This window comes from Marilutibacter chinensis (assembly GCF_021725675.1).
GTDB classification, from domain to species: Bacteria; Pseudomonadota; Gammaproteobacteria; order Xanthomonadales; family Xanthomonadaceae; genus Marilutibacter; species Marilutibacter chinensis.
The window spans coordinates 15,678-29,060 of record NZ_JAKJPO010000008.1 but is presented as its reverse complement, the minus strand read 5'-3'; the positions used below and the strand labels follow the sequence as shown (position 1 = coordinate 29,060).

At 69.9% G+C, this 13,383-nt stretch carries 9 protein-coding genes and 1 pseudogene; 4 read left to right on the top strand and 6 right to left on the bottom strand.

Annotated features, from left to right (window positions below):
* The first annotated feature begins 30 nt into the window (after positions 1 to 30).
* The 3 genes and pseudogenes from L3V18_RS12560 (at position 31) to L3V18_RS12550 (ending at position 2,726) form a co-directional block, all read left to right on the top strand.
* Positions 31 to 732 (top strand): FKBP-type peptidyl-prolyl cis-trans isomerase N-terminal domain-containing protein, encoded by a 702-nt coding sequence (locus L3V18_RS12560; RefSeq protein ID WP_237055400.1) that lies wholly within the window; start codon positions 31 to 33, stop codon positions 730 to 732.
* Positions 733 to 964: 232 nt separating this feature from the next.
* Positions 965 to 1,827: pseudogene (locus L3V18_RS12555) on the top strand (NUDIX hydrolase).
* On the top strand, positions 1,824 to 2,726 hold the full coding sequence (locus tag L3V18_RS12550) for a sulfurtransferase (RefSeq protein WP_237055398.1): 903 nt from the start codon (positions 1,824 to 1,826) through the stop codon (positions 2,724 to 2,726). The pseudogene L3V18_RS12555 and the gene L3V18_RS12550 overlap by 4 nt, the downstream one beginning before the upstream one ends.
* 266 nt (positions 2,727 to 2,992) lie before the next feature.
* On the opposite strand, the gene L3V18_RS12545 is transcribed toward L3V18_RS12550, so the two are convergent.
* From L3V18_RS12545 to L3V18_RS12520, 6 genes are all read right to left on the bottom strand, one after another.
* Complete coding sequence (locus L3V18_RS12545) at positions 2,993 to 3,775, bottom strand: enoyl-CoA hydratase/isomerase family protein (protein WP_237055396.1); 783 nt, start codon at positions 3,773 to 3,775, stop codon at positions 2,993 to 2,995.
* Positions 3,772 to 5,337: a DUF4139 domain-containing protein gene (locus L3V18_RS12540; RefSeq protein ID WP_237055393.1), complete on the bottom strand. Its 1,566-nt coding sequence runs from the start codon at positions 5,335 to 5,337 to the stop codon at positions 3,772 to 3,774. Before L3V18_RS12540 ends, L3V18_RS12545 begins: the two co-directional genes overlap by 4 nt.
* A gap of 108 nt (positions 5,338 to 5,445) precedes the next feature.
* Positions 5,446 to 5,856 carry an acyl-CoA thioesterase gene (locus L3V18_RS12535; RefSeq protein WP_237055707.1) on the bottom strand — a complete coding sequence of 137 codons (411 nt, stop codon included), beginning with the start codon at positions 5,854 to 5,856 and terminating at the stop codon, positions 5,446 to 5,448.
* A 257-nt stretch (positions 5,857 to 6,113) separates the two neighbouring features.
* Positions 6,114 to 9,047 (bottom strand): excinuclease ABC subunit UvrA, encoded by a 2,934-nt coding sequence (gene uvrA / locus L3V18_RS12530; protein WP_237055392.1) that lies wholly within the window; start codon positions 9,045 to 9,047, stop codon positions 6,114 to 6,116.
* A gap of 264 nt (positions 9,048 to 9,311) precedes the next feature.
* The gene (locus L3V18_RS12525; RefSeq protein ID WP_237055390.1) at positions 9,312 to 10,241 is read right to left on the bottom strand and encodes an OmpA family protein; all 930 of its coding nucleotides are present in this window, start codon (positions 10,239 to 10,241) and stop codon (positions 9,312 to 9,314) included.
* Between the two features lie 93 nt (positions 10,242 to 10,334).
* Positions 10,335 to 12,449: a S8 family peptidase gene (locus L3V18_RS12520; protein WP_237055387.1), complete on the bottom strand. Its 2,115-nt coding sequence runs from the start codon at positions 12,447 to 12,449 to the stop codon at positions 10,335 to 10,337.
* A gap of 617 nt (positions 12,450 to 13,066) precedes the next feature.
* Between L3V18_RS12520 and rplU the strand changes: the two genes are divergently transcribed.
* Positions 13,067 to 13,378 carry a 50S ribosomal protein L21 gene (gene rplU / locus L3V18_RS12515; RefSeq protein ID WP_237055385.1) on the top strand — a complete coding sequence of 104 codons (312 nt, stop codon included), beginning with the start codon at positions 13,067 to 13,069 and terminating at the stop codon, positions 13,376 to 13,378.
* The last annotated feature ends 5 nt before the right edge of the window (positions 13,379 to 13,383 follow it).

The following is a 13,383-nucleotide window of genomic DNA, read 5'->3' as shown; positions in this document are numbered from 1 at the left end:
TTCCGTGCCACACACCGGAGGTTTTACCGAATGAAGTTGCGTTTTCCCGCGGTCCACGCGACCGCCCTGATCCTGGCCACCGGAATCCTGGCCGTCGGCACCGCCGCTGCCCAGGACATGACTTCGGAGAAGGGCAAGCTGAGCTACGCGCTGGGCTACGACCTGGGCCGCAATGCGATCGAGAGCGGTGAAGCCGTCGACCTGAACACCATCATCAAGGGTCTGCAGGACGGTTACGCCAAGAAGCAGCCGGCCGTCCCGGTCGAGGAGCTGCGCACCGCCGTGCAGAACATGCAGAAGCGTCAGGCGGAGAAGGCCAAGGCCGAGTGGGACCGTGCCGCGGCGACCAACAAGTCGAAGAGCGACACCTTCCTGGCCCAGAACCGGGCCAAGCCCGGCGTGCAGTCGCTGGCCGGCGGCATCCAGTACCGGGTGATCGAAGCCGGCAGTGGCGCCAAGCCGACCCAGGCCAGCACCGTCGAGCTGCAGGTGGCCGGTCCGTTCGCCTGGGGCGAGCGCCCGCAGCCGGCACGCGCCGCGCAGGACATTCCGGCGATCCAGCTCAGCGAGATCGAGATGCCGGCGATGCGCGAGGTGCTGCTGCAGATGCCGGCCGGCGCCAAGTGGGAAGTGACGCTGCCGCCGGAGAAGGCCTACGGTGCCGATCCGCGCACGCCGTTCCCGCCGAACGTCGCCGTGCAGTTCGAGATCAAGCTGACCAGCGTCAAGTGATGCGGGGGGCGGTCGCGTGCCGCGGCCGCCTTCGTTTTTCGCGTCCTGGCCGGGCCGTGCAGGCGGACGCATGCGTTAACCTCTGCGCGATCTCCCGCAATGCGCCGGCCCTGCCGGCGCATTGCGCAACAGGGGACGCATCGCCGCCACCGGCCCCATCCACGACTCGCGGACAGCGGGGCTTCTGCTCCGCGACCCTGGCCGGACAGACTGCACGACGGGCATCGGGTCGATGCGGCTGCCGGGCCCTTTGCAACAGAACGACATGAACTATCCGTTTCGCGCCGTGCTCAGTCCCTGCATCGGCGTATGCAGTCTCGACGAAGAAGGCTACTGCGAAGGCTGCTACCGCAGCTCAGCGGAGATCGCGCGCTGGTCGCAGATGAACGACGACGAACGGCTCCGGATGATGGAAACCGTCCTGCCCGAACGGGAGTTGCACCGCCGGTGAGTCCACGGAGGCCCGTGCCGTTGCCTGCCGATTGGCCGGAGCTGGCCCGCGCGCTGCATCCGCTCGCCGAGCCGCCGGGCGGCCCCGGCTGGAACGTCGACGAGATCCACGATCTGCTCGCGCCGGATCTGCGGCCGGCCGAGGCCGCCGTGCTGGTCGGCCTGGTGCCGCGCGACGAAGGGACGCGCGTACTGTTCACCCGTCGCAATGCCGGCCTGCGGCAGCATGGAGGCCAGGTCAGCTTTCCCGGCGGACGGGTCGACCCGGGCGACGCCGACGCGGTCGCCGCCGCCCTGCGCGAGGCGCACGAGGAGGTCGGCCTCGGCCGCACCGACGTGCGGCCGCTCGGGTTCCTCGATCCCCTGTCTACGATCACCGGTTTCCGGATCACGCCGCTGGTGGCGAGCGTGTCCGGCGACTTCGTGGCGCGCCCCGATCCTGCCGAGGTCGAGGAGGTGTTCGAGGTGCCGCTCGACTACCTGATGGATCCGGGCAACCTGACCCGCCGGGTCCTGAGCTATCGTGGCCGTACGCGCGAGGTGCTGGAATTCCGCTATCCCGCGCAGCGCATCTGGGGCGCCACCGCTTCGATGCTTTTCAATCTGCGCGAGCGTCTCGCGCAGGCGCGCATGCGAGGGCGATGATGCAGACGCCAGCCTGGACCACCTGGATCGGAGCCGCGGAGTTCGAGCAGGCACTGGGGCGGGACGACCTGGTCGTGATCGACGCCCGTTTCGAGCTGGCCGACCCGGGCGCGGGCGAGACCGCCTGGCGCCAGGCGCGGATTCCGGGTGCACGTTATGCGCACCTGGATCGCGATCTGTCCGCGCGGGCGGATTCCGGTGCGGAGGCGGTGAGGCGCGGACAGGGACGCCATCCTTGGCCGGACGCGGCGGACTTCGTCCGTCGTCTCGGCGAGTGGGGCGTCACACCCGCCAGCCAGGTCGTCGTCTACGACGACGCCGGCGGCGCGTTGGCCGCCGCACGGGTCTGGTTCCTGTTGCGGGCCCTTGGGCACATGCGGGTCGCGGTGCTCGACGGCGGTTGGCGGCACTGGCTGGCGCAGGACCTGCCGATCGAGCGCGGAACTCCGATGCCGGCGGGGACCGCGACGGCGCCGTACCCCGGCAGGTTCGACGATGCACTGCTGCTCGATGCGCCGCAGGTGCAGGCGCATCTGGACGCGGGCGGGCTGCTGGTGGACGCGCGCGCGGCCGAGCGTTTCCGGGGCGACGTCGAACCGATCGACCGCGTCGGCGGTCACGTGCCCGGTGCACTCAACCGGCCGTTCACCGACAACCTGCGTGACGGGCTGGCCAAGCCGCCGGCGGAGCTGAAAGCGGAGTTCGCACGCCTGCTGGACGGGCGCTCCCCGGATGCGCTGGTCGCGATGTGCGGCTCCGGCGTGACCGCCTGCCACCACCTGCTGGCGCTCGCCCATGCCGGGATGGCTCGTCCTGGAGCTCCCGGCCCGCGGCTGTTCACCGGTTCCTGGAGCGGCTGGATCGAAGATCCGGCGCGGCCGGTCGCCACGGGCGGTTGAGCGACCGACGCCCCGGTCCGCTTCGCCACAGAGCGGCGTGAGCCACTATTTCCGGGTTGCGCCCGGAAATCGCCGATGATCCGTCGAGCGAGCCCCGGGGCTCCGCCGTTGCGTTTCACACCCCATGCGCGGCGCAGACGCGAGTCGCCCCCCGACCCACGGGGCTCGGCTACATGACGTAGGAGAAACTTCCCCGTAGAGGCCCCCGATCGCGGTTCGCGTCGCTCCTACATGCGCGCGGGCCAGTCCACGGGGTGAGGGTGGCGCTACTTGCGCAGGCTGGCGACCAGGGCGTGCAACGCCTGCTGGGTGCCGGCGTCGTACCAGGCATCGATGAAGTGGTCGAGCTGGATCAGTTCCGGCTGCATCGCCACGACCATGTCGGCGCGCGCGATCGTGCGGGTCCGCAGCATCGCTTCGGACGGCAGGCGCAGCAGGTGCTCGAGCCAGCTCCGCGCCCGCTGGGCGACTTCGTCGATGCCGACCAGTTCGTCAACCAGCCCGAACGCCAGCGCCTGCTCGGCCTCGATCATCTCGCCGGCGACCAGCAGGCGCTCGGCTCGGTAGGGGCCGACGACGCGTCGCATCAACCGCTGGATGCCTTCCGGAGCGACCAGGCCGACCTGGGTCTCGTTCAGGCCGATCCGGTACGGTCCGGACGCCATCACCCGGTAGTCGCAGCACAGCGCCAGCACGCAGCCGCCGGCCGGTGCGTGGCCGGCGATCGCCGCGACCACCGGCACCGGGCACTCGACCAGCGCACGCGCGGCGGCGAAGAAGCGTTCCCACGCGGCCTTCAGCGCCGCCCTGTCGTCACCCAGCGACAGCAGGTGCGGCACGTCCAGGCCGGCGGAGAACACCTTCGGGCCGCCGCTGAGCACGATGCCGCGCGCCTGCTGCGCGACTGCATCGGCGATCGCATCGCAGAGATCGCCGCACAGGGCCGGGTCGAGCGCGTTGACCGGCGCGCGCGCCAAGTGGAGCTCGACGATGTCGCCATGACGGCGGCTTTCGACCAGGCATGGCGGGTTCGCGGGCGAGGTGCTCATGGGCGCAGTCCCTCCGGCCAGCGGTAGCGGACGGTGTAGCTCAGTTTCGCCTCGCCCTTGGCCGGTACCGGCACCTCGAACTCGGCAGACTGCGCGTCCTTCTTCGCGACCGGGAGACTGGAGGCGACGATTTCCCAGTCGGTCCAGCGCATCATCGGTTCGATCACTCGGATCGTCTTCGCTTCGTCGCCGGCATTGCCCAAGGTCAGCTCGAACGACTCGGTGAGCTGGCGGCCACTGCGGTCTACGTCCAGCGCAGCCGCCTTGCGCTCGGCGCTCAGGTCGAACGCGGTGCCGACCTGCAGGCGGATCTCGCGACCCTCGGGCGTGTGCGCCAGCGTCGATTCGCCGAGAAAATCGTTGCCGTCGAACACCCGCACCCGACCCGCCGGCAGCGGCTGTCCGAGTCCGGCCTCGGCGCTGTTGTCGAACGACACGGTGGCGGTGACCGGCAGCTCGCCGGTGCGGCCACGGTAGCCGGCCGACAGTTGCGGGACGGGCGGAATCCAGCCGGGGCTGCCGCCGTCGACCACGTAGGTGCGGCGGCACTCGACCGCCGGTCGCGGCTCGAACAGCGGCAGTCGTTCGACCGCGCCGCTGCCGATCCGGCTCAGGCCGGGCAGGTCGTAGGCGTGGTATTCGCCGGAGCGGCGCGGTCCGGGTGGAGGCGGGGCGTCAGCGGCGGGCGCGGCCGCCTGCAACTCCATCGCGTAGCCGCGCGCACCATCGACGGCGTTGCCGGTGCGTTCGGGCTGGCCGGCGACCAGGGTCAGGCGGGCATTGTCGAAGCCGACGCCGGACTGGTTGACGACCAGCGCGGCGCCGTCCAGCGACAGGCGGCAGTCGTCGCCGGCGGCGATCGTCGCCCGGTATTCGGCGCGCCAGGCCATTCCGCCCATCGGATAGCTCAGGGCGAAGGCCGCGTTTCCGGCCTTTTCGGCCTCGACCGTCCATTGCAGCGCGGCTTCGCGCGGCAGGGTGTCGTTGGCGGCGATGACGCTGAAGTTGTCGTAGTCGCGGATGACCTTCACCCGACCGTCGCTGAGGCCCAGGCTGAGGCCGTCGCCGGCGGCGAGCAGGATGCCGCTGTCCGTCTGTTTGGCGCCGCCGGAGGTGTGCTCGACGGCGACGCGCTGGCCGATCGCGCGGGTGAGCACGTCGACGGTGCCGGCGAGTGGCGCGATATAGCGCTGGCCGCGCACGGCGACACCATCGGCCTCCGGACGGAGCACCGCGGCTTCCACGTCCATCGCGGGCGGTATGCGGGTTGCGCTGATTTCGTTGCTGCCGGCGTTCAGCGCATAGCGCAGGGTGCGCTCGACCAGTGCGTAGCCGGGCATCCCCGGCTCGACCCGGGCGGCTCCGCGCAGTGCCTCGTAGTCGCCGCTGTAGACGGTCAGGCGGGTGCCTTCGCCGGCGTCGGTTTCCGCCGCGCGACCGGTGTCGGTGCTGCGGGCGGAGGAATCGGCCGGTTGCCGCGGCGCGCCGCCGTCGGACGGACCGGACGGCGAACAGGCCGCCAGCAGGCAGGCAGCGGCCAGCAGTGACAGGGGGTGACGCATCGCGGACTCCGTTCTCGACCTGCCGATATCATAGGCCGATGCGGGCCTCGCGTGCCCGTATCCTGCAGGCGCCATACGTGGAAGCGCCTCGGGCGTCCGCGCCGGCGGTCAGCGGCGGCAGGCCTCGCGGACGCTTTCGGGCAGTGCCGCGGCCTGCCCGGTCGCGCGATCGATCCACACCATCACCACGTAGCCGTCGCAATAGAGCGTGTCGCGGTTGCCGGCGGCAGTGATGCGGTGGCCGATGCTCAGGCTGGTGTTGCCCAGGCGCTCGACGAACAGCTCGATCACGATCTCGGCCGGCCACTCGATCGGGCGCCGGTAATTCAGGTGGGCGGCGGCGACCACCGGGGCGACGTCGTCGTCCAGCCCCTGGCCCGGCACGCTGAGCATCCAGCGCAGGCGCGCCTCTTCCAGGTAGCTGAGGTACTTGGAATTGTTGACATGGTTGAAAGCGTCGAGATCGCGCCAGCGTACGGTCATCGGCGTGGACAGCAGGACGGTTGCCTCCGCCGTCATCGGAGCCGGCGCCGAAGCCGCGGTCGTTGCAGCGGGCCGGGTTTGCGCCGCAGGATCGCCGGTGGACGTATCGCCGTCGCCATTGCCTGCCGCCGCCGTGCGCGTGGTCTTGCCGGTGGAGGCGCCTTTCTTCGTCGCTGCACGCTTGCGCATGGTGGTCTTGCGGGGCTTGCGCGCGGCGGTCTTGCCGCTGGGCGTGGTGTCCGCAGCGACATCGGCAGGCATGTCGTCCGTCGTGCGGTCCTTGTCCGGTGCGTTCATGCGGAGGCCTTCTTGCTCTTCTTCGCCGGCGCACGGCGTGGCTGCGGTTTGCGGGTGCCTTTTTCCCTGCCGCCGGAAGGCGCGGCTGCGGGCTTGCCCAGCAGCGGCGCGAGGAACCGGCCGGTGTGCGAATGATCGAGCGCGGCGATCTCCTCGGGCGTCCCGGTCGCGAGGATGGTGCCGCCGCGATGACCGCCTTCCGGACCGAGGTCGATGATCCAGTCGGCGGTCTTGATCACGTCGAGGTTGTGCTCGATCACCACGACCGTGTTGCCGTCGTCGCGCAGCCGGTGCAGCACGCTCAGCAGGTGCTCGATGTCGTGGAAGTGCAGACCGGTCGTCGGCTCGTCGAGGATGTACAGCGTGCGGCCGGTGTCGCGCCGCGACAGTTCCTTCGACAGCTTCACCCGCTGCGCCTCGCCGCCCGACAGCGTGGTCGCGCTCTGGCCCAGCTTGATGTAGCTCAGGCCGACATCGACCAGCGTCTCGAGCTTGCGGGCGATCGCCGGAATGTTCTCGAACAGGCCCAGTGCGTCCTCGACCGTCATCTCCAGCACGTCGTGGATCGAGTAGCCCTTGTAGAGGATCTCCAGCGTTTCGCGGTTGTAGCGCTTGCCGCCGCAGACGTCGCACGGGACGTAGACGTCGGGCAGGAAGTGCATCTCGACCTTGATCAGGCCATCGCCCTGGCAGGCCTCGCAGCGGCCGCCGCGCACGTTGAAGCTGAAACGTCCGGCCGCATAGCCGCGCGCGCGCGCTTCCGGCACCTGGGCGAACAGCTCGCGCAGCGGGGTGAACAGGCCGGTGTAGGTCGCCGGGTTGGAGCGCGGCGTGCGCCCGATCGGCGACTGGTCGATGTCGACGACCTTGTCGAACAGGTCGATGTTGTCGACCGACGCATACGGCGCCGGTGTCTGCGACGCGCCGTTGAGCTCGTTGGCGGCGATCACGTACAGGGTGTCGTTGATCAGGGTCGATTTGCCCGAACCCGACACGCCGGTCACGCAGGTCAGCAGTCCGGCCGGGATGTCGAGGTCGACGTCCTTGAGGTTGTTGCCGCGCGCGCCGCGCAGGTGGAGGATCGCCTTCGGGTTCGGCCGGGTGCGCTTGGCCGGTATCTCGATGCGCCTGCGGCCGCTCAGGTATTGGCCGGTCAGCGAGCGCGGCGCCTTCAGCACGTCGTCGAGCAGGCCCTGCGCGACCACCTCGCCGCCGTGCACGCCGGCGCCGGGCCCGATGTCGACGATGTGGTCGGCCAGGCGGATCGCATCCTCGTCGTGTTCGACCACGATCACCGTGTTGCCGAGGTCGCGCAACCGGGTCAGGGTGCCGAGCAGGCGTTCGTTGTCGCGCTGGTGCAGGCCGATCGAGGGTTCGTCGAGCACGTACATCACGCCGACCAGGCCGGCGCCGATCTGGCTGGCCAGGCGGATGCGCTGCGCCTCGCCGCCGGACAGCGAGTCGGCCTTGCGTTCGAGGGTCAGGTAGTCGAGGCCGACGTCGACCAGGAAGCGCAGGCGATCGGAGATCTCCTTGACGATCTTGATCGCGATCTCGCCGCGCCAGCCGGGCAGGTGCATGGCCCGGAAGAACGCCAGCGCCTCGTCGACCGGCATCACCACGATCTCCGGCAGCGGCCGGTCGTCGACGAAGACGTTGCGCGCGGCCCGGTTGAGGCGGGCGCCGCCGCATTCGGGACAGGGGCGCTCGCTGATGTACTTGGACAGTTCTTCGCGCACCGCCGCGGACTCGGTCTCGCGGTAGCGGCGCTCGAGATTGGGGACGATGCCCTCGAAGCGGTGCTTGCGCTGGTTGCGGCTGCCGCCGTCGGTCAGGTAGGTGAAGGTGATCTGCTCGTCGCCGCTGCCGAACAGCACCGCCTGGCGCACCCCCTCGGACAGGGCCTGCCATGGCGTGTCGACATCGAAGTCGTAGTGCCGCGCAAGCGACTGGATCATCTGGAAGTAATAGGCGTTGCGACGGTCCCAGCCGCGCACGGCGCCGGCGGACAGGGCGAGTTCGGGATGCACGACCACCCGTGCCGGATCGAAGAACTGGGCCACGCCGAGGCCGTCGCAGTGCTGGCAGGCGCCGACCGGCGAATTGAACGAGAACAGCCGGGGTTCGAGTTCGGGCAGTGCGTAATCGCAGACCGGACAGCTGTAGCGCGAGGAGAACAGCAGCGGCTCGGCGTCGGGAGCGTCCAGCGACATCACCGAGGCCATACCGTCGCCCAGCTTGAGCGCGGTCTCGAAGGACTCGGCCAGGCGCTGCTTCATGTCCTCGCGCGGACGGAAGCGGTCGACCACCGCCTCGATCGTGTGCTTCTGGCGCAGCGCCAGCGTCGGCACCGCGTCGATCTCATGGACCTCGCCGTCGACGCGCACGCGCACGTAGCCTTGCGCGCGGAGCTGCTCGAACACCTGCGCATGCTCGCCCTTGCGCTCGCGGATCACCGGCGCCAGCAGCATGTAGCGCTGCTCGGCGGTCTCGGGTTTCGCGGACAGCGCGATCACCTGGTCGACCATCTGGCTGACGGTCTGCGCCTCCAGCGGATAGTGGTGGTCGGGGCAGCGCGGGGTGCCCACGCGCGCGTACAGCAGGCGCAGGTAGTCGTATATCTCGGTGATCGTGCCGACGGTGGAGCGCGGATTGTGCGACGTCGACTTCTGCTCGATCGAGATCGCCGGCGACAGCCCCTCGATATGGTCGACGTCGGGCTTTTCCATCACCGACAGGAACTGCCGCGCGTAGGCCGACAGCGATTCGACGTAGCGGCGCTGGCCTTCGGCGTAGACGGTGTCGAAAGCCAGCGACGACTTGCCCGAGCCCGACAGCCCTGTGATCACGATCAGCTTGTCGCGCGGCAGGTCGAGGTCGATGTTCTTGAGGTTGTGCGTCCGCGCGCCGCGGATGCGGATGGTGTCCATGCGTGGTGGGGGCCCTGCGCTGGTCGTGGATGTCTGCGCCGCCGCGCGTGCGGCAGCGGCTGGCGGCGGTAAGCCGACGAGCGTATCGGTTGCCCGATATGGGGGCAAATACCGGGCACGCCAGAGCGCACCGGCTGCTGACAGCGCATTGTCAGCAGAGCGTGATGACGCGGGTCTTCCCGCAGCGCCGGATGCCCGCGGTCAAGAGGGGCCGGTCGCCGGGCGGGCTGGAGCCCGGCCCGGCACGGCTTCAGTGCCGGCGGATCAGTTCAGCACCCTGAACGTCACGCTGTCCGGTCGTTCCCCGGCGTCGGCCGCGCGGGCCTCGACGGCGCCCGGATTGACGCCGTTGACGATCAGCTGGACCTTCACCGCATCGGCGCGCTGGCGCGAGAGCGCCGCATCGGCGTCGGGGTCGCCGCTGCCGCCGGCGTGGCCGGCGATCTCGATGCGCCGTTCCGGCGGCATCGCGGCAAGAAGCTGCCCGGCCTGGGCGATCACCGCCAGGCTGTCGGGCGTGATCCGTGCGCTGCCCGGCTCGAAACCGACGTCCATCCTGTTCAGCGCGGACTCGACGCCGTGAGCCGGTGTGTCGGGGCGCAGGTTCGCCAGCGCGGCCGCGGCCGGGTCATTGCCGTCGTCGCCGCCCACGCCTCCGAACAGGCCGGTCAGACGCACGCCGGGAAACTGCGCACGGGCCAGTTGCCTGAGCCGCAGCCGCTCGTCCGGGGACACCTGGCCGGAGAGCTCGACGGCGTCGGCCCGGAACCGCACCGCGGCGCCGGGTGCCTTGAAACCGGCCAGGAACGGGGCGAGGCCGCGCAGCCACGGGGCGGGACGGGCATTGCCGTCGACGGCGACCGCACCGGTCACCCGGTCGGCGGGATAGGCGGCATCGATCGCCGCGGCGATGGCCTGGCGTGCCTCATCGCTGTCGACGGTACCGTCGAAGCGCAGCCGGCCGTTGTTGTCGACGATGTCCAGATGGCTGTCGAATGCGGCCTCGGCCGGCGGTGCGGCAGTGACCGCATCGCTCATGCTGTCGTCGGCATCCGATGGAATCGCCGCGGTCTCGCGGCTGCAGCCCGATGCCAGGGCGAGCGAAACGAAAAGCGCCAGGACCCGCGCCCATGGCCGCGGGCGGGGCGGGAAACGTGGTGGGAGGCGAGGGGGCGGAAAAGCGGTTGCGGGCATTCGGTGCTCCGGATCGACGATCGTGATGGAACGGCGTGCATCGGCAGTCGGGAGCCCCGGACGGGGCTCCCGATGCGGTTTGCCGTGGATGGCTTACCTCGACCTGCGCTTCTGCGACGCGTAGTCGATCGACACCGGGTCGGAGCATTCCCGGGTGCCGTTGTTGCAGACCTCGTAGGTCATCGTGCCGCTGCCGATGATCCGGAAGGTGTCCGTGGTGCTGTGATTGCGGTTGCGCACGGTCTTCAGGATCGCGCCGTTGCGGTAGATGTCGACGAACCTGGCGCCGTGGGTCCACTGCAGCTGCACGCGGGTGCGGTGATTGTTGAGCTGCGTGGCCTCGGCCTCGAGCGCGCGCGGCCAGCCCGGGTCGACGAAGCTCGGGTACAGCGAGACGCCGGCGGCGTTGCTGAAACCCTTGATCGTCACGTACCAGGTACCGCTTTCCGGAGCCGGGAAGAAGCAGGTCTCGTTGTTGCCGGCCGAGAACGGACGGCAGTCGTAGGCCGTGTCGGTCGGCTCGTCGCCGTGGCGCACGTAGATGTCGGCATCGCCGGTGCCACCGTACATCGCGAACAACAGGTTGGACGCGCCGTTGGGCACCGCCAGCTCGTAACGGACGCTCTCGTCGGCCAGCACCTCGATGTCGGTGACGGTGACGCCGTTCTCCAGCGGGGTCGCCGGCGGCGGCGGCGGCGGCGGCGGCGGGGCATCCGGCAGCGGCTCGGCGCCGGAGGCCACCGACACGGCATAGCGCGCGTCGATCACGCCGGAACCGCACGACTTGCTGTAGCTGCAGCCGACCGGGAAGCCGGTCGCGGCATAGGCGGTGTTGACCAGGATCTCCTCGATCTCCGCCGGGGTCTTCGGCATCGGAGCCGCCGCCTGCATCAGCGCGACCGTACCGGCCACGTGAGGCGCCGCCATCGAGGTGCCGGCGTACCAGGCGTAGACATCGTCCTCCTGCACGGTCGCACCGCTGTTCAGCGTCGACAGGATGTTGTCCTCGGCCGGCGTCACGCCGGAACCGCCCGGCGCCGCGACATCGACCGTATCGCCGAAGTTCGAGTAGCCGGCCGCGAACTCGTAGTCCGGGCCGGTCGCCGCCACCGCGATCACGTTGTCGCAGTTGGCGGGAGTGAAGCCGGACGCATCGGAGCTGCTGTTGCCGGCCGCCACCACCACCGTGGTGCCGCGGCCGACCGCGCCGTCGATCGCCGCCTGCATCGCGGCCGGACAGCTGCCGCCACCGCCCAGGCTCAGGTTGATGACCTCGGCCGGGGTCGCGTTGTCGGGTACGCCGGCGACGCTGCCGCCCGAGGCCCAGGTGATCGCGTCGGCGATGTCGGAAATGAAGCCGCCGCACTTGCCGAGCACGCGCACCGGCTGCACTTTCGCGCCGTGGGCGACGCCGGCCACGCCGATGCCGTTGTCGGTCGCCGCGGCCACCGTGCCGGCGACGTGGGTGCCGTGCCAGCTGCTGTCCTCGGGGATGCCGAAGATGTTGCATTCGCCGCTGTGCCAGTCGCCGGGGTCGTTCGGGTCGGCGTCGCGGCCATCACCGTCGACCGCGGTGTCGAGGTCGTCGATGAAGTCGTAGCCGGCGACGTAGGCGCCGGCCAGGTCGACATGCGGGGTGCTGCCGGTGTCGAGCACCGCGACCACCACGCCTGCGCCGCTGCTCAGGTCCCAGGCGCCCTCGGCGTTGATGCCGCCGGTACCGGCCTGGTAGTGCCATTGCTGGGCGTAGGCGGGATCGTTGGGCACGAACTGGCGGGTCAGCCGGCGATCGGGCTCGACCGCAAGCACGTTCGGGTCCTTCATCAGCGCGATCATCAGCGCCTTGCTGGCGGCGCGATCCAGCTTGCGGTCGGTGCGGATCACCGATGCGCCGGTCGCCAGTGTGCGCAGCGGTTCGATGCCGACGCCGGCGTCGCGCGCGGCAGTGGCCAGTCCCTGCATGCGGGAGTCGGCGGAGGCCGCCGACAAGCGCTGCGTCGGGTCCTGCCGGTAGGTGACGATGAAGCGATCCACCGACTCCTTCTGCCTGGCGCTGGCCGCGGCGGCGGCCGTGCTCGGTGGCTTGAAGCCATTGAGTTTGCCGCCGGAATAGGCTGCCGGGGCGACAACGATCGCGGTAGCGACGGCGAGGGCGGTCCATTTCATCTTCCTCGAACGGATGACGCCTGATTTCTTCTGCTTTGACATGGGTACAGTCCTTCGATTGCAGTCCATCATCCCGGCGCACCCCCTGTGCTGTGCCGGGTCCGGTTGCCCTCGTGCCTTATGGCACGCAGGCGCAACGCCTTTGCGCGCCCCCCCGGAGGGGGGCATGGCGCGAATTCGGGGAAAAGGGCGGGAGAACGGCGCAAGGCCGCGAGCACACCGGCGATGTGCCGGCGGCGGGTGGCCCGGACGCGCGGAGAGTTCCGTCGGGCGGGGCGCATGCGGCATTCGGATTGTGTAGAGCGTCCTGGCTCACGGGCATTCATTGCCTTGCTGGTTGGGGCGCCGGACATCCGTAGATGCGGCGGTCCGTGCCGATCCGTGCGGCCCTTGTCGCCGCAGCTGACTTGAACCTAAATGAAAATCGTTGCCGCTTACAAGCGGGTGATGTCGGGGTTTTGACAATTGGCGACGGTTTTTCCGTCCGCGGGAGATCGCGCCAGATCCGGCAAAGCCGGGCGCGTGCCGGCCGTGGCGCTTGAGCCGCGCCCGGGGTCGTTTGCACGAGAACCCCGGCCCGGCTACAATTCCGCTTCTCTCCGCCCGCCCGGGCGGCAGCGACCAGAATAACTACATAGGATCACCAGGAGGTCCGGGTCATGTATGCAGTAGTAGTCACCGGCGGTAAGCAGTACCGCGTGATGCAGGGCGAAACCCTGCGTGTCGAACTGCTCGATGCCGAAGCCGGCAGCGAGATCAAGCTGGACAACGTCCTGATGCTGGGCGACGGCGAGGGCGTGAAGGTCGGCGACGACGTCAAGGGCGCCACCGTCACCGCCAAGGTCGTCGGCCACGGCCGCGCCGAGAAGGTGCGCATCGTGAAGTTCCGCCGCCGCAAGCACCATCGCAAGCAGATGGGCCACCGCCAGCATTACACCGAAATCGAGATCACCGGCATCGCCGGCAAGTAAGGAGA

Bases quoted from the DNA above. Each gene is read 5' to 3' on its own strand.
- uvrA (WP_237055392.1), bottom strand. From the start codon at position 9,047: ATGGACACCATCCGCATCCGCGGCGCGCGGACGCACAACCTCAAGAAC.
- rplU (WP_237055385.1), top strand. From the start codon at position 13,067: ATGTATGCAGTAGTAGTCACCGGCGGTAAGCAGTACCGCGTGATGCAG.
- L3V18_RS12540 (WP_237055393.1), bottom strand. From the start codon at position 5,337: ATGCGTCACCCCCTGTCACTGCTGGCCGCTGCCTGCCTGCTGGCGGCC.
- L3V18_RS12560 (WP_237055400.1), top strand. From the start codon at position 31: ATGAAGTTGCGTTTTCCCGCGGTCCACGCGACCGCCCTGATCCTGGCC.
- L3V18_RS12525 (WP_237055390.1), bottom strand. From the start codon at position 10,241: ATGCCCGCAACCGCTTTTCCGCCCCCTCGCCTCCCACCACGTTTCCCG.
- L3V18_RS12545 (WP_237055396.1), bottom strand. From the start codon at position 3,775: ATGAGCACCTCGCCCGCGAACCCGCCATGCCTGGTCGAAAGCCGCCGT.
- L3V18_RS12535 (WP_237055707.1), bottom strand. From the start codon at position 5,856: ATGACGGCGGAGGCAACCGTCCTGCTGTCCACGCCGATGACCGTACGC.
- L3V18_RS12550 (WP_237055398.1), top strand. From the start codon at position 1,824: ATGATGCAGACGCCAGCCTGGACCACCTGGATCGGAGCCGCGGAGTTC.
- L3V18_RS12520 (WP_237055387.1), bottom strand. From the start codon at position 12,449: ATGTCAAAGCAGAAGAAATCAGGCGTCATCCGTTCGAGGAAGATGAAA.